The organism is Telluria sp. ZB4P37 (assembly GCF_059685855.1).
In genome coordinates this window covers 727870-745976 of sequence record NZ_JCASID010000001.1, presented here as the reverse complement: position 1 = coordinate 745976, position 18107 = coordinate 727870, and the positions used below count along the sequence as shown (strand labels likewise).

Here is an 18107-nt window from a genome sequence, read left to right as displayed (position 1 = left end):
CGCCGGATGGCGTTGGTACGTCTGTGAACCAGCCAAAGGCTGCCCGTGCCGGCGTGAAGCTCGACGCTTCGCTGACAACAAGGACAGCCATGGACCCGCACCAGGAATACCCGATCCGGCTCAGCATCTATGGACAGGACCGGCAGTTCGAGGTCCAGCCCCGGGTGACGCTGCGCGACCTGCTGCGCGAACGCGCCCAAGCGCATCAACTCCTGCCTGACGTGCGGTGTTGCATGCGGACGGGCGCCCGGTGGTGAGCAGCGCGGCCCCCGGACATCGCACCGGCACCTATACCGTGATGTCGATGATCGCGGCCGCGGCCATGGGTCTGCCGCTCGAACGGGTGACCTTCCAGCCGGGCGACTCGACCCTGCCGATGGCGCCGATCGAGGGCGGCTCCTCGCACGTGACCATGGTGGGCGGCGGCGTGCACGGCGCCTGCGAGAAGCTGCAGAAACGCCTGTTCAAGCTGGCGCAGGACATGCCCGGTTCACGCTTCAAGGGCGCGCGTCGGAAGGACATCGTCTTCCAGGATGGGCGTTTTTCCAACAGGGAAAACGCCCTTGATCCAGGTCATCAACACTGCATGACCTGGGTCAGTTTTTGCTTGCTACGCGTATCGTTGGCTCCATGCCATACGCATTTTCACTTAGTTGCAAATCTAACTATTTGCTGGTACAACAACTCCTGCGGATGCACGCACCCAGATAATGCCGGCCGGATCGTTATGGCCAGCACCCGGGCCAGTGCCGCACCCGGCACCGCCCATACTGATAACCGAGGTTAGAGGAAGACACCGATGAAAACTACATTCTTGCGCACCGTCGCAGCCATTGCCCTGCTCGGCAGCGCAATGGCCCATGCCCAGAACTACCCGACCAAGACCATCACGATGATCGTGCCGTTTGCCGCCGGCGGACCGACCGACACCGTGGCGCGCCTGGTCGCCCAGTCGATGGGCACTACGCTAAAGCAGCAGATCATCATCGAGAACGTCGGCGGCGCCGGCGGCACGATCGGCGCGGCGCGCGTGGCCAAGGCGACGCCGGACGGCTACACGCTGTTCCTGCATCACATCGGCCAATCCACCGCCCCGGGCCTCTACCGCAAGCTGAGCTACAACGCGATGGACAGCTTCGAGCCGATCGGCCTGGTCACCGACGTGCCGATGACCCTGGTCGCCCGCAAAGACTTCCCGGCCAAGGACTTCAAGGAACTGCTGGCCTACGTCAAGGCCAACAAGACCAAGGTCACCTATGCCAACGCGGGCCTGGGTTCGGCCTCGCACCTGTGCGGCATGCTGTTCCAGACCGCCATCGGCGTCGACCTGACCACCGTGCCTTACAAGGGCACCGGTCCGGCCATGAACGACCTGCTGGGCGGCCAGGTGGACATCATGTGCGACCAGACCACCAACACCACCAGCCAGATCAAGGGCGGCAAGATCAAGGTCTACGGTGTGACCACCAAGACCCGCCTGCCCTCGATGCCCGACGTCCCGACCATGAACGAAGCCGGCCTGCCGGGCTTCGAAGTGGCCGTGTGGCATGGCATGTACGCGCCGAAGGGTACGCCGAAGCCGGTTGTCGACACCCTGGCGAGCGCCCTGCGCACCGCCCTCAAGGATCCGACCGTCAAGCAGCGCTTCGCCGACCTCGGCACCGAACCGGTGGTAGAGAGCCGCGCGCGTCCGGAAGCCCTCAAGGCGCACCTGAAGGCCGAGATCGACCGCTGGGGCCCGATCATCACCAAGGCCGGCCAGTACGCCGACTAAGCAGCGGCCGATCGCAACGCAGCATTGCCGCGCAGCGCCCCTGGCCTGCGCGGCACTCCCGTATAAACAATAAGCAACAAAGGGGTTCGCAGTGACTTCCATCGTCCGCCATCCACAGAATTTCTGGATCGGCATCATCTTCCTGTTCTTCGGCCTCGCCGCCGTGTACTTCGGCTGGGAGCACGACATGGGCACCGCCGGCCGCATGGGCCCGGCATATTTCCCAACAGTCCTGGGCGCAATGCTTGCCATCGTCGGGGTCGCCAACCTGGTGCGCTCCTTCATCGGCCATGGCGAAACCATCGGCAAGTTCCACGTCAAGAACATCGTCATCATCCTGGCCGCGGTGCTGCTGTTCGGCGCCCTGATGCGCACCGCGGGCCTGGCCGTCGCCGCCTTCGTGCTGGTCATGCTGAGTGCCTGGGCCAGCCCCAAGTTCCGTCTCAAGAGCACACTGTTGCTCGCGGTCGGCCTGACTGTATTCGCCGTGGTGCTGTTCGTGAAGGTACTCGGCTTGCCGATGCCGATCCTCGGCCCTTGGCTCTCCGGAGGGTAAGCACATGGAAATCTTTGCCAACCTCGGACTCGGCCTCGAAACGGCCTTCACCCTCACCAACCTGTTCTACTGCCTGGTCGGGGTGTTCGTGGGCACCGCCGTCGGCGTGCTGCCGGGCCTGGGCCCGATCGCCACCATCGCGATGCTGCTGCCGGCCACCTTCGGCCTGCCGCCAATCTCGGCCCTGATCATGCTGTCCGGTATTTACTACGGCGCCCAGTATGGCGGTTCGACCACGGCCATCCTGGTCAACCTGCCGGGCGAATCGTCCTCGGTCGTGACCGCGCTCGACGGCTACCAGATGGCGCGCCAGGGCAATGCCGGCAAGGCGCTGGCCACCGCGGCGCTGTCCTCGTTCTTCGCCGGCACCGTCGCCACCATCCTGCTGGCGCTGTTCGCACCGCCTCTGGCGGACCTCGCCCTGAAGTTCGGCCCGGCCGAATACTTCTCGCTGATGGTGCTCGGCCTGGTGGCCTCGGTCGTGCTGGCGAGCGGCTCGCTGCTCAACGCGATCGGCATGGTGCTGCTCGGCCTGCTGCTCGGCCTGATCGGCACCGACGTCAACTCGGGCGCCCAGCGCTACACCTTCGACCTGCCTGAACTGGCCGACGGCATCAACTTCGTGATCGTCGCGATGGGCATGTTCGGCATCGGCGAGATCATCCGCAACCTCGAGCACGACGAAGACCGCAGCCTGGTGATGAAGAAGGTCAAGGGCCTGATGCTGACCAAGGACGACTTCAAGCGCATCATCGCGCCGGTACTGCGCGGCACGGCCCTGGGCTCGATGCTGGGCATCCTGCCGGGCGGCGGCGCCATGCTGGCCTCGTTCGCCTCGTACTCGATCGAGAAGAAAGTCTCGAAGAACTCAGCCAACTTCGGCAAGGGCGCGATCGAAGGCGTGGCGGCCCCGGAAGCGGCCAACAACGCCGGCGCGCAAACCTCGTTCATCCCGATGCTGACCCTCGGCATTCCGTCGAACCCGGTGATGGCGCTGATGATCGGCGCGATGATCATCCAGGGCATCCAGCCAGGCCCGGCCGTCATGACCGAGCAGCCGGCGCTGTTCTGGGGCCTGATCGTCTCGATGTGGTTCGGTAACCTGTTCCTGGTCGTGCTGAACCTGCCGATGATCGGCCTGTGGGTCAAGATGATCATGGTGCCTTACCACAACCTGTTCCCGGCGATCCTGATGTTCTGCGCCATCGGCGTGTTCAGCCTGAACAACAACGAGTTCGACGTCTACCTGATGGCGCTGTTCGGCCTGTTCGGCTACATCTGCGCAAAATTAGGCGCGGAACCGGCGCCGATGCTGCTCGGGTACATCATCGGCCCGATGATGGAAGAATACCTGCGCCGCGCCCTGCTGCTGTCGCAGAGCGATCCGATGGTGTTCGTCACCCGCCCGATCAGCGCCGTCATGCTGGCCATGGCTGCCATTGCACTGATCGTCGTGATGCTGCCGTCGCTACGCAAGAAGCGCGAAGAAGCCTTCCAGGAAGAGTAAGCAAGTAGTACTGCGCGCCCCGGCCCGGCCGGCGGCGCGCAGCTTCCCGCTCTACCCTCCCCCTTCAGAACAGTGCACCTTGCGGGCTCGTCAGGCGCGCAAAACTGTCGCCCAAAAACGGCAGGATCGCATCGGCGATCGGCTCGAGCTGCTTGCTCAGGTAGTGCTCGTAGTCGATCGGCGCGCGCCGCAGTTCGATCGGTTCGGGCCCGGCGGTGGTCATCACGTAGCGGATCCAGCCGCCATTGCGGTACTGCGGCGGGCGTCCCTGCCCCGTATGGAAGTCGTCGGCCATGCGCGCCGCGCGCACGTGCGGGGGCACGTTGCGTTCGTAATCGGCCAGCGGGCGGCGCAGGCGCTTGCGGTAGACCAGCAGCGCATCGAGTTCGCCGCGCAGGGTGCGCGCGACATAGTCCGCCAGCCAGGCCTCGTAGGGCTCGCGCTTGAAGATGCGCAGGTAAAGCTGCTGCTGGAATTCCTGGGCCAAGGGCGACCAGTCCGAGCGCACGCTCTCCAGGCCGCGGTACACCATCCCTTCGCTGCCATCCGGATTGGTCACCAGGCCGGCATAGCGCTTCTTGCTGCCTTCGTCCGAGCCGCGCACGGTCGGCATCAGGAAACGTCGGTAGTGGGTGTCGAATTCGAGTTCGAGCGCGCTGTCGACGCCGTATTCCTGCTCCAGTTGCGCGCGCCACCAGTCGTTGACCCGCTCCACCAGCGCGCGCCCGATGCGTTCTGCGTCTTCCTGCCCATGCGCGCCGCCCAGCCAGACGAAGGTGGAATCGGTGTCGCCGTAGATCACCTGATAGCCTTGATCCTCGATCAGGGCGCGGGTGCGATGCATGATCTCGTGCCCGCGCATGGTGATCGAGGAGGCCAGGCGCGGATCGAAGAAACGGCAGCCGGTGGTGCCCAGCACCCCGTAGAAGGCATTCATGATGATCTTCAGCGATTGCGACAGCGGGCCGTTGCGCGCGCGCTTGGCCGCTTCGCGCCCTTCCCAGACCTCGCGCACGATCCCGGGCAGGCAGTGGCGCGTGCGCGAAAAGCGCCCGCCGCGAAAACCGGGCACGGTGGCGTCTTCGCTTTCCTCCAGGCCGGCCACCAGCCCCACCGGGTCGATCAGGAAACTGCGGATGATCGACGGGTACAGGCTTTTGTAGTCCAGCACCACGACCGAGTCGTACAGGCCGGAGACCGAATCCATCACGAAGCCGCCCGGGCTGTCGCCCGCCGCCACGTCGCCGATGTTCGGCGCCACAAACCCCTGGCGGTGCATCAGCGGCATGTAGCGGTGTTCAAACGCCGCCACCGAGCCGCCGCTGCGGTCCACGGCCAGGCCCGTGACGCTGGCACGCTCCAGCAAGAAGCGCATCAGTTCGGTTTTTTCGAAGATGCGGGTGACCAGCTCGCAGTCCTTGAGGTTGTAGTACGCGAGCGCCGGTTTGTCCTCAACGAACATGCGGTTGATCTCGTCCATGCGGCTGTACGGATTGTCGATCGCCTTGCCTTCGCCGAGCAGGGTTTGCGATACCGATTCCAGGCTGAAGGACGGGAAGCTCCAGGTCGCCGAGCGCAGGGCCTCGATCCCGTCGATCACCAGCCGTCCGGGAATGCAGAAGAAGAAATGCTCCCTGCGTGAGTGCTCGCGCGCCTCGACCTCGGCGCCGCCACGGCCCAGGCGCAACGGGCGCCCCAGGCGTTCGGCCGCCTTGACCAGCATGCGGAAATCGAACTGGATCACGTTCCAGCCGATGATCGCGTCCGGGTCGTGGCGCTGCACCCATTCTTCGAGGCGCTCGAGCAGCTCCAGGCGGCTGGCGCAGTAGTCCAGCGCAAAGTCGCGAGGGATAGCGCTTGAATCATCGCCTCCATTGGGCTCGCCCAGCATGTAGATCTGGCGCTGGCCGCAGCCTTCCAGCCCGATGCAATACAGCTCGCCGTGCTGGTTGGTTTCGATATCGAGCGAGGCCAGGCGCAGCTGCGGGCGGTAAGCGCCGTCGGGTTTGAGCTGCGAGTCGAGAATGCGCTGCGGATCGCGTGGATCGGGCGTCCCGTGCACCAGCACCGGCGCCGTGATGTAGCGCTCCATCAGATAGCGCTCGGGCGGGCGGATGTCGGCTTCGTAGACGTCGATGCCGAATTCGCGCAGGCGCTTTTCCAGGCGCAGCAGCTGGCGGTACTGGCGGCAGTACAGGCCCATTACCGGCCGGTGGCTGAAATCGCACAGCGACAGTTCGCGCAGTTCCCATCCCCGCTCGGAGCGCAGTACCTGCTGGGCAGCCGCGCGCTGCTCGAGCGGGAGGAAGGCCACCGAGGTTTGCGGCGGCAGGCAGACCTGGCGCGGCCCCCCGGGCGTGGCCAGCCAGAACATGACCGCGGTGCCGTCATCAAGATCCTGCCAGTGCCGGGTCAGCAGGAAGCCCTGCAGCGGGGCGGCGCCGGCTTGGTCGGTGGTGTCCATCGCAGTGCCGGAGTCAGGCAAGGCGCGCCAGTTCCGCTTCGCTGAAGCCGGCCTCGCGCCGCGCATCGAGGTTGAACGGACCCTTGAGCACCGGCGCCTTGTAGCGCACGGTCAGCTCGTCGTAGGTCGACACGGGTTCCAACCCGCGCCCGGCGCACAGGTAGAGATACCAGCGATTGCCGATCTCGACGTGCCCGACTTCGTCGCGCAGCAGCACGTCGAGAATCGCGGCGGCCTGCTTGTCTCCCGCGTGGGCGAGCTTGGCGCGCAGCGGCGGGATGGCATCCAACCCGCGCGCCTCCAGCGTGCGCGGCACCAGGGCCATGCGCGCCAGCACGTCGCCGCGCGTCTTCTCGACCATCTCCCACAGGCTGTCGTGGGCGGCGAAGTCGCCATAGGCGAAGCCGAGGGTCGCCAGGTGGGCCGACAGCATGTTGAAATGGGTCGCTTCCTCGCTCGCCACGCGCAGCCAGTCGGTGTAGTAATCCTGCGGCATGCCCGGGAAGCGCCACAGTGCGTCCAACGCCAGGTTGACAGCATTGAACTCGATATGGGTCAGTGCATGCACCAGCATCGCGCGGCCTTCGATGGTGGCCATCGAGCGCTGGCCGACCAGGCGCGGCGGCACCAGTTCGGGGCGCGCCGGGCGGCCGGGGACGCCTCCGGGTGCGGCCAGGGGCGCTTCGCTATCCACGGTCCAGTGGCCGGACGCGCGGGCGGCCGCCAGGGCCGCCACGCCGGCCGTCTTGGCTGCCGGGTCGGGTTCAAGCAGGAATTGCAGAGCGCAAGCGCGAAGCTCCAGCGGTGGCGCCATGGGGAGGCCTTCAGGGGTAAAAACGAAAGCGACAGTATACCGCAGCAGCCCGCCCGCCGAAATCGGGCGCCCCCGCAACACTCCACCCTTTGCGCATTGTGGCCGGCCACGCAAGCTTGTTACTATTGGTTGCTCCGGATGCCTGGCGTCCACCGCTTCCCCACCGCGAAGGAAACACCATGTTCTCCCGCACCGACCTGCATTCCCGCCTCGCCCTCGCCGCCTGCGCCCTGGCCGCCGAACTGCTTCACCTGGGCTGGGAGTACACCCACGGCGGGGTCTTGGCGCACCACCTGCTGAACCAGCCCGACATGCCGGCGATTTCCAACTGGTGGGGACTGCTGGTCGTGCCGCTGCTGGTGTGGTTGCTGGTGGGCCGGATCCAGCGCCGCGGCGCGACCCTGGTGCAGGCCGGCAGCCGCGAGCGCTTCCGCACGCTTGCGCGGGGCCGCTTCATTGCCGCCCTGCTGTGGGGCCTGGCGCTCGCGCTGGCGTTTGCCGGGCACCACCCGGCCGTGGGATCCTTGTTCTTCGGCGCCTTCGCGGCCGGCCTCGTGTTCCACGTCTACCGCTCGGAATACGTGCTCGGCTTCGCCCTGGGCCTGACCTTTTCTTTCGGCGCGGTGCTGCCGGTGCTGATTGCCTCCGTCATCGCGGGCTGCTCCTTCCTGGTGCACCTGATGATCGGCGCTGTGCTACGCCTGGGGCGTGGCAACCGCGCGCGCGGTGCCGGCCTGCCTTGAATCGGGGAGAACTAGAATGACCAAACGCATGTTCGCGCCATCGTGACCCACGCCGTGATCGCCAGCTCGGTGCGCGACCATGAAAAGAGCGAGATCGACAAGGCGGCGGACAAGGTCCTCGATCCCTTCGAGTCAAGCCTCGCCACCTTCACCCAGCGCGACCTGCTGCTGGGCGCCGCGGCGCTGTCGCGTCACGGCCAGCCGCGCTGGCTGGCCGGCAGCGAGAAGGCCGAGGAATGGGTCGTGGCCAGCAAACCAGTCTTCTCGTTGACCCAGGACCGCGCCGCCCTGATCCTGGAAAACGATGTCACGCTCACGCCGCCATCGGGCAAGCCGGTGTACGCCAACCGGGTGCGCGTGGTCTCGGCCGTGCAGGCGCACACGGACCTGGCGACCTTCTGGGGCGAGGACGAAGCCAGGGCTCTGAAGGCCGAGAGCCTGCGCCTGCTGGCGGCCTCGGTCGATATCGCCCTGGACGACGTCGCCGCACCACGGCCGGCCGGCGCCGGCGCGCAGCGCACCGTGCGCTATCCGGAAGGCGGCAGGCAGGCCTTCGAGCGCGCGGAAGTCGTCAAGGAAGAATGCGACCGCCTGCTGCTGCGCAACCTGCGCGGCTGGCTGGTGTCGGTGCCCCGCAATGGGCCGCCGGCTTCCAGCTGCGCGCTCGCCGCGCAGTAAGCCCGCCGCTCCTGCGCTGGAATCCACGGCTCACATCTGCCGGAACAGGTGGGCGTACACCGGACTGACGCGCGGCTTTTCCGTCCGATGGCGCAAGGTGAGCATCATCTTGCCCATGGTGTCGCGCCCGGCGCTGGCCACGCAGGCCAGGTTCACCACGGTGCTGCGGTTGACCTGGCGAAAGCGCGCCGGGTCCAGCTGCGGCAGCAGTTCCCGCAGCGGCACCCGGATCAGGGCTTCGCTGTCGGCGGTGGCCACGTTCACATACTTGTCGGTCGCCTGGAAGAACACGACATCGGCCACCGGGATCATGCGCACCGTGCTGCCCACGGCCGCGCGCACGAAGTCCAGCCGCTCGGGAGCGGCGCTGGCCGGCATCAGCGCCTGCAGCTTGCCGACCAGCTGCGCCAGCGGGTCGGCCGCATCCAACCCCTGCGCGGACCGCTCGGCCAGCAAGCCCTGCAGCCGTTCGACCGTGCGCGCCAGCCGGACGTCGTTGACCGGCTTGAGCACATAGTCTGCCGCTGCCTGCTCGAAGGCCTGCACCGCATAGTCGTCATAGGCCGTCACGAACACCACGTGCGGGAACGGCGCCGGGCCTTCCCAGCGCTCGGCCAGTTCTTCCGCAGCCTCGATGCCGGTCTGGCCGGGCATCTTGATGTCCAGGAACAGCACGTCCGGGCGCAGCGCCAGGGCTTGCTCCACCGCGGCCACGCCGTTCGGGGCGGTCGCGACGATCCTGAGTTCCGGCCACAGGCGCTGCAGGCTGCGCGCCAGCGTCGCGGCGAGGATCGGTTCGTCTTCTGCAATCAGGGCACGGATGTTCATGGGGTCTCCAGAGGAAGGGTCAGGCGCACGCTCGTGCCTTGCGGCTCTGCTTTCGCCAGCAGGATGGACGCGCGCTCGCCGTACAGCACGCGCAGGCGTTCGCGGGTGGTGGCCATGCCGATCCCGCCGCCGCTGGAAGCGCGCGGTTCCGGATCGAGGCCCAGGCCGGTATCGATCACGCGGATCTCGAGCATGCCGTCGCGCGCCTCGGCCGAGATGCTGACCTGCCCGCCCTCGATCTTCGGCTCCAGGCCGTGCACGATCGCATTCTCGACCAGCGGTTGCAGCAGCATCGGGGGCATGCTGGCCCGGCGCAGCGCGGGCGGCAACTCGAGCCGGTAGGCCAGGCGCTCGCCCATGCGCACACCCATCAGGCCGAGATAGGCTTCCATGGCGGCGAATTCCTCGCCCAGCGTGGTGCGCTCGGCGCGCGAGGCGCCCAGGGTGGCGCGCAGGTACTGGATCAGCTGGTCGAGCATGGTGTTGGCGCGCTCCGGGTCGAGCGCGATCAGGCCTTGCAGGTTGGCCAGGGTATTGAACAGCATGTGCGGCTCGATCTGGGCCTGCAGCAGCCGCAACTGCGCCTGCAGGGCCTGGCGCTCGATGGTTTCGGCGCGCAGGCGGGCGTCACGGTGCTCCTGCTCGATGCGGTGCAGGCGCTCGCGGTGCACTTCCAGGAAAGTGCCGGCGCACAGCACCAGGAAGGTCAGTCCGATCATGCTCACGCGCGGCAGCGTCGGGTAGGCCGCCAGGCCGGGGGCATCGTGCCCGAGCAGCGCCGCGGCCAGGTGCATGCCGGAGAAATGGGCGATCGGCGCCGCCACTGCGGCCACCGCCAGCAGCGGCAGCCACTGGCGCGGCCGGGCACCCGGATCGGTCCAGATGAACAGGCGGGCGGCGTCGACCACCGTATAGCCCAGCACCGCGATGAAGCCCGAATACACCAGCTGCTCGTAGAGCATCTCCGGCTGGCCCACCACCAGGGTGATTACCAGCGCCACCACTGCACTCATGGCCAGGGCCAGGCGCAGGTCGCGCAGCAGCCGGCGCAAGGTGGCGCCCAGGCGGGGCGGAGAAGGCAAGGGTTGGACCAGGCTGCTCATGCGGGTTCGCTTTTATCTCGTTGCAAAGGTGTTGGCATTCTGCCCAGCCCTTGCTACCTATGCAAGCCGGCTGCGACGAACTCGCGTTTCCGTACCGTGAACCGACCGTTTAATAAACCGAAAATGGCACAAGCGCCTTGACACCGCACAACTCTGGTGTAATTTCAGGGCCTTTCCTGTAGGATAATGCCTTTGCTTGGTGACAGCCCAGCTCCTCCCGAAGAGCCAGTGGAAGCAGCCTTCCACCTGCCGGCGCCGCCTGCCCTGCTGTCTTTATATTAGAAACAGAATGATGGAACCGGCACGGCCGGCTTCCCTCCTTGGAGCTTATGGAGCGTTACCTGCAATCGCACGGTGCAGCCCTCAGCCGCACCGCATGCGCGTGCATGGCTGTTGTATTGACGGTGGCCGCCGCTGAAGGCCTGCGCTGGACGCGCGGCGCGCGCGCCGCCGCCGCGCCGGTGACGGCCCTGGGCATCGTGCCCGGCCGCGCCGTCCTGTCCGAACTGTCCCGCTCCCTGGTGCCGATGCCGCGCAATACGCCCTCGGCCCATGCCAGCGCGCTGGCCACGCTGCCGGGCGACCGCATGGTGACTTTCTGGTGGGCCGGCAGCCGTGAGAGCGGTCCCGACGTCAAGGTGTATGCCTCGCGATGGGATGGCGGCGGCTGGAGCGTCCCCTGGGAAGTGGCCAGCCGCGCCACGCTCGGCGAGGCGCTCGGCTTCGGGGTGCGCAGGGTCGGCAACCCGGTCGCCTGGACCAGCCGCGACGGCAAGATCCATCTCTACGTGGTCGCGACCGGCCTGGGCGGATGGGCGGCCTCGCGCGTGGTCCACATGGTCTCGTCCACGCAAGGCGCCTCGTTCGAGGTGCGGCGCGTGCTGCCGATGTCGCCACTGTTCAATACCAGCGTGCTGGTGCGCAGCTCGGCGGTCGGCCTGGCCGATGGCGGCTGGTGGCTGCCGGTGTATTTCGAGCTGGGGATCAAGTACCCGATGCTGATGTCCTTCAATGCCGAGGGCGAGCCGACCGGCCTGGGACGCATCGGCGCGCGCACCGCCGCGCTGCAGCCTTCCATCGTGCCGGTGTCCGGCAGCGAGGTACGGGCCTGGATGCGCGACGCCAGCGACGAGCGCCGGGTGCAGCACGCCCTGAGCCGCGACGGCGGCGCCAGCTGGCAGGACCTGCCGCCCCTCGACTTGCACAACGAAAACACCTCGGTGGCGACGCTGCGTCTGGCCAACGGCGAATTCCTGATGCTGCACAACGACCAGGTCGCGGGCGGTTCGTCGCGCAGCACGCTGCGCCTGTCGCTGTCGAAGGACGGCCACGCCTGGCGCAAGGTGGCCGACGTGGCCAGCGGCCGCGCCGGCGACGAGTTTTCCTACCCGACCATGCAGCTGGTCGGCAGCGAACTGCACCTGACGTACACCCACCAGCGCCGGGCCATCGCCCATCACCGCTACCGGATCAGTATTGGAGAAACAATCTGATGGTCCTGCCTGAACTCTCGTCGCAGTTCGTCTACGCCCGCCTGGCCTGGGCGCTGGTGCTCGCCTGCCTGGTGGCCGGCGCCTGGCCGCCGGCCTGGCAGCTTTCGCGCCGGGTGCTCGCGGCCATCGTCGGCGCATGCGGGATCCTGATGGCGCTGTCGGGCGAAGCCTCGCCCGCCTGGCACCTGGGCCTGGCCTTCCAGTACCCCAGCGGCCTGCTGACGGGGCTCTGCGTCGTCAGGCTGCATGCGCGCTGGACGGATCGCCCCGCCGCCGCCCTGATGCCGCTGCCTTGCGCCTGCGTACTGGCGCTGGCCGGCACCCTGCTCTACCTCGACGCCGCCGGCCTGCTCTCGCGCGGCTATTACTATGCCGGCTTCGGCCCCACCGCCGCACCGGCGCTGGCGCTGCTGCTGGCCGGCGCCTGCGCCCTCGCCGTTGTGCGCGGCCGCGCCCGTCCGCAAGCCTGCGCCGTCCTCGCCGCCGTGCTGCTGTTTTCGCTGGCGCGCCTGCCGACCGGGAACCTGTGGGACGCCCTGCTCGATCCCTTGCTGTGGATCTGGGCAGTGGCCTCGCTTGGCGCCGGCGCGCTCAAGACCCTGCGTCGCAAGGCCGCGCGCCAGGGCTCGCGCGCCGAGGGCGCCGGCCGGCGCCCGGCAACCGTCGCTGCTGCGCAGGGCGGACCTTGAACCGTTTTTACCAATGAAGGAGTAGTTTGTGGCAAACAGGAAGTGGCTTACTCATCCGGCAATCGCCACCGGGATCGCGATCAACGTGTTCGTGATGGCGCTGGCCGTGCTCTGGTCCGGCGACACGAAAGCGCTGTGGCGTCTGCTGGGCGAAGACGGCATCGTCGAATGGATGCAGTTCCTCTGCTTCACCGTCATCGCCGGCCTGCTCGGCTTTGCCTCCATGGAGCGGCTCAGGGAGCCAAAGCGCTCGACGCTCGAGTTGCTGGCCCTGGGCGGCCTATCCGCCTTGTGCGCGCTCGCCGCGCTGGAGGAGATCAGCTGGTTCCAGCGCATCCTCGACGTGCAGTCCTCGGAATTTTTCGTGGCGAACAACCGCCAGGGCGAGACCAACCTGCATAACCTGGCGGTCGGCAGCGGCAGCCTGCACAAGAACGTGCTGCTCAAGCTGATCTTCATCGCCGGCATCACCCACAACCTGCTGCTGCCGCTGGTGGCGCGCTTCAAGCCGGGCGTGCAGCGCTGGGTCGAGTCGCTGGGCCTGTACCTGCCGCCGCTGTCGGCCTCGGCCATCTACCTGGTGCTGGTGGCGCTGTCGCACCTGCTGATCGAGCATCCGCGCAAGGGTGAGCTGGGCGAGATGTTCGGCGCGGTGCACTACCTGGCCACCGTCTTCGGGGCCTACTTTGCCGGCGTGGCCTACGCACGCCCGCCGATCTTCGGGAATGCGCGCGATACGCGCCGCGTGTCGGTGCTGTTCGCGATGTCGATGGCCTTCCTGCTGCTGGTGAGCTGGCTGCTGAGCGCCGGTGCCGGCGTTGGCGCTGCCGGCGCATAACCCTCTGTTCCCGAGAAAACCCGCATGAACCCGACTGCTGCCAGCGCCCCCGGCTTGACGCCCGCCTCCCTTCTCGCACGCCTGACGCGCCGGGCCGGGCCTTACGCCAGCCTGGTACAGATGACCATCCTGGGACTGCTGCTGCTGTCGCTGTCGCGCGCCGCGCTCGTCGCATGGCAGTGGCCGCGGGTCGAGGCCACCGGCGTGGCCGGCGCAGTCTTTGTCCAGGGCGTACGCGCCGACCTCATCCTGCTCGGCTATTGGCTGGTGCTGCCGCTTGCCCTGGCGCCGCTGCTCGCCCTGCGGCGCTTCGCGGGCTTCTGGCGCCGGTTCACCGTGGCCTGGGCCGCGCTCGCCCTGATTGTCATCGTCTTCCTCGAGGTGGCCTCGCCCCAGTTCATCATGCAGTACGACGTGCGGCCCAACCGCCTGTTCGTCGAATACCTCAGCCGGCCGCAGGAAGTGCTGGCCACGCTGTGGCATGGTTTTCGCACCGTGCTGCTGCTCGGCCTTGCAGCCACGATCGCCCTGGGCGTGGCACTCTACCGGCTGCTGGCGGCAGGCTCGCGGGGAACGTCGAGCTGGCCGGCCAGGAAGCTCCTGTTGACCTGGCCGCTGCTGGTGCTGCTGGTGTTCATACAGGTGCGCTCAACGACCGCGCACCGCCCCGCCAACCCGGCGCTGTTTGCGATCACCCAGGATGCGCTGGTCAATTCGCTCGTCATCAATTCACCATGGTCCGTGCTCGACGCGGTCGCTTCGCTGCGCAAGGAAGCGCGCTCCTCCGAAATCTATGGCAAGTTCCCGCGCGGAGAGGTGTTCGCTGAGGTGAAAGCGGCGCCCTGGCTGGCCGGCTACCAGTTTACGCACCCTGAGCTGCCGACGCTGCACCACCAGCAGGCCGCGATTGTCCGCGCGCGCCCACTGAACCTGGTGATCGTGCTCGAGGAAAGCCTGGGCGCGACGTTTGTAAAATCGCTGGGCGGCCTGCCGGTGACGCCGGAACTGGAAAAGCTCAAGCACGAAGGCTGGTGGTTCGAGCAGCTGTATGCCACCGGCACCCGCTCGGTGCGCGGCATCGAGGCCGTGGTGGCGGGCTATGCGCCGACGCCGGCGCGCAGCGTGGTCAAGCTCTCGCTGGCGCAGCAGCATTTCTACACGCTGGCCGAAGGGCTTGGCCGCCAGGGCTATCACACCGAATTCGTGTATGGCGGCGAAGCGCACTTCGACAACATGCGCAGCTTCTTCACCGGGAACGGCTTTCAGAACATCGTCGACCGCGACCAGATGCAGCCGAAGTTCGAGGGCAGCTGGGGCGCCTCCGATGAAGACCTGTTCGACAAATCGCTCGAGCGCCTGAAGCACCTGCATGCGCAGGGCAAGCCTTTCTTCAGCCTGATCTTTTCCTCGTCCAACCACGAGCCCTTCCAGTTCCCCGATGGGAAAATCGCGCTGCACGATCCGGTCAAGCAAACCGTCAACAATGCGGTGAAGTACGCTGACTACGCGCTCGGGAAGTTCATCCGCCAAGCCAAACGGCAGGACTACTGGAAGGACACGGTTTTCCTGATCGTGGCCGACCACGACAACCGCGTGTACGGCAACAGCCTGGTGCCGATCAAGAAGTTCCATATCCCGGGCCTGATCCTGGGCGCGGACATCCTGCCGGAGCGCATACGCACGATCGCCAGCCAGATCGACCTGGCGCCGACCCTGCTGTCGCTGCTGGGGGTGTCGAGCGAGCACCCGATGATCGGCCGCGACCTGGCGCGCGAGCGCACAGCGCCGGGCCGGGCGCTGATCCAGTTCGAGAATTATTTCGCCTGGCTCGACGACGCGGGCGCCACCGTGCTGCGTCCCGGCCAGCCGCCGCTGCGCGGCAGCTACGATGCGGCGAGCGGACAGTTCGGCGTGCTGCCCGGTGCGCCCGACGACGCGCACGTAAAAAAAGCGATGGCCCATGTGATGGCGCCATCGCTGATGTACCGCGAGCAGCTCTACCGCCTTGCGCGGTAAAGCTGCCTTGCTGCCTTAGAAGCCGTAGTTGGCGCGGGCGTAGATGTAGCGTCCCGAGCGGCCGAACGGCGCGTAGTTGGCGAACGGCGTGTTACCCGTGGTGTTCAGCGCCGGCGGCTGGGTCTCCGGATACTGGTCGAACACGTTGTCAGCGCCAATGGCCAGGCTCAGTTTCGGCGTGACCGCAAAGCGCCCTTCCAGGTCGACCACGGTCTTCGGGCCCATCCAGAAGTCCAGCGCCGCCGTGGTGCCAGGCGAGAGCACCTTGCCGTAGCGGGTGGCGCGGAAGGTCGCGCCCCACTGGCCCAGCTTCCAATTGACGTTGGCGCTGATCTTGCTCGATGGCTGGCCTTTTTCCAGCGACAGCACGTTCAGGCGGTCGAACAGCACCGGCGCCGGGGCCGGCAGCGACGACAGCTGCGCCGTCACCGGGGTCTTGGTGACCTTGGTATCGGTGAAGTTGCCGGCCAGCGTGACATCGAGCTTGCCCGCGCCGTCCAGCGACATCGGCCAGCTCACCACCACGTCCACGCCCTTGGTCGTGGTATCCACGCCATTGATGAAGAAGCGTCCGCCGCCCACACCGATGAAGCCTTGCGAAGCGATGTAGTTGCGCACGTTCGCCTGGGTCAGGTTCTCGGACAGGATGATGCGGTCTTCGATGTCGATGCGGTAGGCGTCGACCGTGATGGAAAACGGGTCGAAACGCATCACCGCGCCGAGCGAGGCATTCACCGATTTCTCCGCTTCCAGCGGCCTGGCGCCGAGGGCCACGGCCACCGGGCTGCTCGGCTTGAAGGTGGTGATCTCGAACGGTACGCCGTTGATGAAATTGGTCGAGGTGGCGGTGAAGTTCTGCTGCTGCGGCGACGGTGCGCGGAAGCCGTTCTGCACCGCGCCGCGCAGCGCGAAGGCTTTGCTGAAGTCGTAGCGCGCCGAGAACTTGCCGGCCAGGCTGTTGCCGAAGTCGGAATAGCGCTCGCCGCGCACGGCCACGGAGGCCAGCAGTTCCGGCGTGACGTTCGCTTCCAGGTCGACGAAAGCGCCGATGGCGTTGCGGTGGGCGTCAACTTCGTTCGCAGGACGGAAGCCCGGGAACACCTGGGCGCCCGGTGCGGCCGGGGTGCCGTTCGGGAGCACCACACCGCCGTAGCGGTAGGAATCCGGCTCGCCCGCGAACAGCTGGTAGCCTTCGCGGCGCGCTTCCATGCCCACCGCCACGTTCAGCGGCGAGGTGAAGGCGCTCACGGGCACGCTGCGCACGCCGGTCAGGTTGGCCACCAGCTGGTCGTAGGAATAGCCACCCGCATAGAACTCGGTCTTGCTGGTCGGGCCGATCGAACGGTTCAGCGTGTTCTGGATGTCGTACGTCATCTTGTTCTTGCCGTAGCCGAGCGAGGCATCCATGTCCCAGTCGCCGAGGGTCCAGGTGACCCCGCCGGTGGCCGAGTAGTCGGTCACGGTCGGCGCGATGATCGGCAGGAAGCCGTTCGGGTAGATCGACAGGATGTTGCGCGCGTCCTGGGCCGTGCGGAAGAAGCCGCCCGAACGGGCCTGGCGGTCCTGGTAGCTCGCCCATCCATAGATCTTGACGCCGCCGCCGAGGTTATTGCCGGCGTTGGCGAACAGGGTCGCCTGCTCCATCTCCGGGTCGCCGTACCAGGCGTTGAAGCGGTTGATGCTGTTCTCGCGCGGATCGAAGGCGGTGCCGACCAGCGGATATTGCTGGCGCATGTCGTAGCCGCTGCGCTCGGTGCGCTTCTGGTCGCGGTATTCGGCGGCGATGGTGACATAGCCGTCGTCGCCCCAGGCCAGGCCTTTCCACAGGCTGACCGTGGCGGTTTCGCCGTCGGTGCGCTTGCGCGAAGCGGGTGCGCTCCAGGTGCCGCCGGCCGGGGCCGGGCTGTTCCACAATTCGTATTCGGTTTCGCGCAGGCCGTAGGTAACGCTGGCTTCGCCGCCCGTGCGATTGGTGCGCAGGCGCAGGTTGACCACGCCGGAGATCGCGTCCGAGCCGTATTGGGCAGCGGCGCCGTCGCGCAGCACCTCGACGCTTTGCACGATGGCGGTCGGGATGGTGTTCATGTCCACCGCCGCCGAGCCGCGGCCGATCGAGCCATTGACGTTGACCAGCGAGGAGGCGTGACGGCGCTTGGAGTTCACCAGCACCAGGGTCTGGTCAGGCGCCATGCCGCGCAGGGTGGCGGGACGGATGGTGTCGGTGCCGTCGGTGATGGCCGGCTTCGGGAAATTCAGCGAAGGCAGCGCCATCGACAGCGCCTGGTTCATCTCGGTGCTGCCGACGTTCTTGAGGGTGTCGGCCGAGATGATGTCGACCGGAGCCGCGGTGTCCAGCGCGGTGCGGTTGGCCACGCGGGTGCCGGTGACCACCACGGTGGCGGCGGGAGCCGCCGCAGCGTCAAGCGCCACGGCGTCCTGCGCGTAGGAGACGCCGGAGAACAGCGAAGCAATGGCCAGGGCAAGGACCGTCTTTTCCGTTACGTGTTTCTGCATCTTGGATTTCCTCTTGTTGTTGGAGCGCGCCAGACTAAGGAGAACGCAACAGGCGCCATCTGATACTGCTGGGCAAGGGCAAAGATGTCA

General features: G+C 67.1%; 16 protein-coding genes. 11 read left to right on the top strand and 5 right to left on the bottom strand.

Annotation, left to right across the window (positions count from 1 at the left end; genetic code table 11):
* The first annotated feature begins 23 nt into the window (after window positions 1-23).
* The 5 genes from AC56K1_RS03550 (at window position 24) to AC56K1_RS03530 (ending at window position 3837) form a co-directional block, all read left to right on the top strand.
* A complete protein-coding gene (locus tag AC56K1_RS03550; RefSeq protein ID WP_497156450.1) occupies window positions 24-257 on the top strand; it encodes a hypothetical protein in 234 nt (77 codons plus the stop codon).
* Window positions 227-787 carry a molybdopterin cofactor-binding domain-containing protein gene (locus AC56K1_RS03545; protein WP_497156449.1) on the top strand — a complete coding sequence of 187 codons (561 nt, stop codon included), beginning with the start codon at window positions 227-229 and terminating at the stop codon, window positions 785-787. The genes AC56K1_RS03550 and AC56K1_RS03545 overlap by 31 nt, the downstream gene beginning before the upstream one ends.
* A gap of 12 nt (window positions 788-799) precedes the next feature.
* Window positions 800-1774, top strand: a complete 975-nt coding sequence (locus tag AC56K1_RS03540) for a tripartite tricarboxylate transporter substrate binding protein BugD (protein ID WP_497156448.1) — start codon at window positions 800-802, stop codon at window positions 1772-1774.
* Between the two features lie 91 nt (window positions 1775-1865).
* The gene (locus tag AC56K1_RS03535) at window positions 1866-2330 is read left to right on the top strand and encodes a tripartite tricarboxylate transporter TctB family protein (protein WP_497156447.1); all 465 of its coding nucleotides are present in this window, start codon (window positions 1866-1868) and stop codon (window positions 2328-2330) included.
* Window positions 2331-2334: 4 nt separating this feature from the next.
* Window positions 2335-3837 carry a tripartite tricarboxylate transporter permease gene (locus tag AC56K1_RS03530; protein WP_497156446.1) on the top strand — a complete coding sequence of 501 codons (1503 nt, stop codon included), beginning with the start codon at window positions 2335-2337 and terminating at the stop codon, window positions 3835-3837.
* A gap of 64 nt (window positions 3838-3901) precedes the next feature.
* Here the strand turns inward: AC56K1_RS03530 and AC56K1_RS03525 are convergent, their stop codons facing one another.
* Window positions 3902-6301 carry a DNA polymerase II gene (locus tag AC56K1_RS03525; protein WP_497156445.1) on the bottom strand — a complete coding sequence of 800 codons (2400 nt, stop codon included), beginning with the start codon at window positions 6299-6301 and terminating at the stop codon, window positions 3902-3904.
* 13 nt (window positions 6302-6314) lie between these two features.
* Window positions 6315-7115: a ferritin-like domain-containing protein gene (locus AC56K1_RS03520; RefSeq protein WP_497156444.1), complete on the bottom strand. Its 801-nt coding sequence runs from the start codon at window positions 7113-7115 to the stop codon at window positions 6315-6317.
* Window positions 7116-7294: 179 nt separating this feature from the next.
* Here AC56K1_RS03520 and AC56K1_RS03515 point away from each other — a divergent pair, with 179 nt between their 5' ends.
* Window positions 7295-7858, top strand: a complete 564-nt coding sequence (locus AC56K1_RS03515; RefSeq protein ID WP_497156443.1) for a hypothetical protein — start codon at window positions 7295-7297, stop codon at window positions 7856-7858.
* A 42-nt stretch (window positions 7859-7900) separates the two neighbouring features.
* A complete protein-coding gene (locus tag AC56K1_RS03510) occupies window positions 7901-8536 on the top strand; it encodes a hypothetical protein (protein WP_497156442.1) in 636 nt (211 codons plus the stop codon).
* Window positions 8537-8566: 30 nt separating this feature from the next.
* On the opposite strand, the gene AC56K1_RS03505 is transcribed toward AC56K1_RS03510, so the two are convergent.
* Together AC56K1_RS03505 and AC56K1_RS03500 are read right to left on the bottom strand one after the other, a co-directional pair.
* Window positions 8567-9364 carry a LytR/AlgR family response regulator transcription factor gene (locus AC56K1_RS03505; RefSeq protein WP_497156441.1) on the bottom strand — a complete coding sequence of 266 codons (798 nt, stop codon included), beginning with the start codon at window positions 9362-9364 and terminating at the stop codon, window positions 8567-8569.
* Window positions 9361-10467 carry a sensor histidine kinase gene (locus tag AC56K1_RS03500; RefSeq protein WP_497156440.1) on the bottom strand — a complete coding sequence of 369 codons (1107 nt, stop codon included), beginning with the start codon at window positions 10465-10467 and terminating at the stop codon, window positions 9361-9363. The genes AC56K1_RS03505 and AC56K1_RS03500 overlap by 4 nt, the downstream gene beginning before the upstream one ends.
* Window positions 10468-10853: 386 nt before the next feature.
* Here AC56K1_RS03500 and AC56K1_RS03495 point away from each other — a divergent pair, with 386 nt between their 5' ends.
* Genes AC56K1_RS03495 through AC56K1_RS03480 form a run of 4 tightly spaced genes read left to right on the top strand, consistent with a single transcriptional unit; the run spans window position 10854 to window position 15503 of the window.
* A complete protein-coding gene (locus AC56K1_RS03495; RefSeq protein WP_497156439.1) occupies window positions 10854-11960 on the top strand; it encodes an exo-alpha-sialidase in 1107 nt (368 codons plus the stop codon).
* On the top strand, window positions 11960-12649 hold the full coding sequence (locus AC56K1_RS03490; RefSeq protein WP_497156438.1) for a hypothetical protein: 690 nt from the start codon (window positions 11960-11962) through the stop codon (window positions 12647-12649). The genes AC56K1_RS03495 and AC56K1_RS03490 overlap by 1 nt, the downstream gene beginning before the upstream one ends.
* 28 nt (window positions 12650-12677) lie before the next feature.
* On the top strand, window positions 12678-13487 hold the full coding sequence (locus tag AC56K1_RS03485; protein ID WP_497156437.1) for a hypothetical protein: 810 nt from the start codon (window positions 12678-12680) through the stop codon (window positions 13485-13487).
* A gap of 24 nt (window positions 13488-13511) precedes the next feature.
* Entirely contained in the window at window positions 13512-15503 is a 1992-nt protein-coding gene (locus AC56K1_RS03480; RefSeq protein ID WP_497156436.1) for an LTA synthase family protein, read from the top strand.
* Window positions 15504-15518: 15 nt separating this feature from the next.
* Here AC56K1_RS03480 and AC56K1_RS03475 read toward each other — a convergent pair whose 3' ends face one another.
* A complete protein-coding gene (locus AC56K1_RS03475) occupies window positions 15519-18017 on the bottom strand; it encodes a TonB-dependent receptor plug domain-containing protein (protein WP_497156435.1) in 2499 nt (832 codons plus the stop codon).
* Window positions 18018-18107 lie beyond the last annotated feature (90 nt).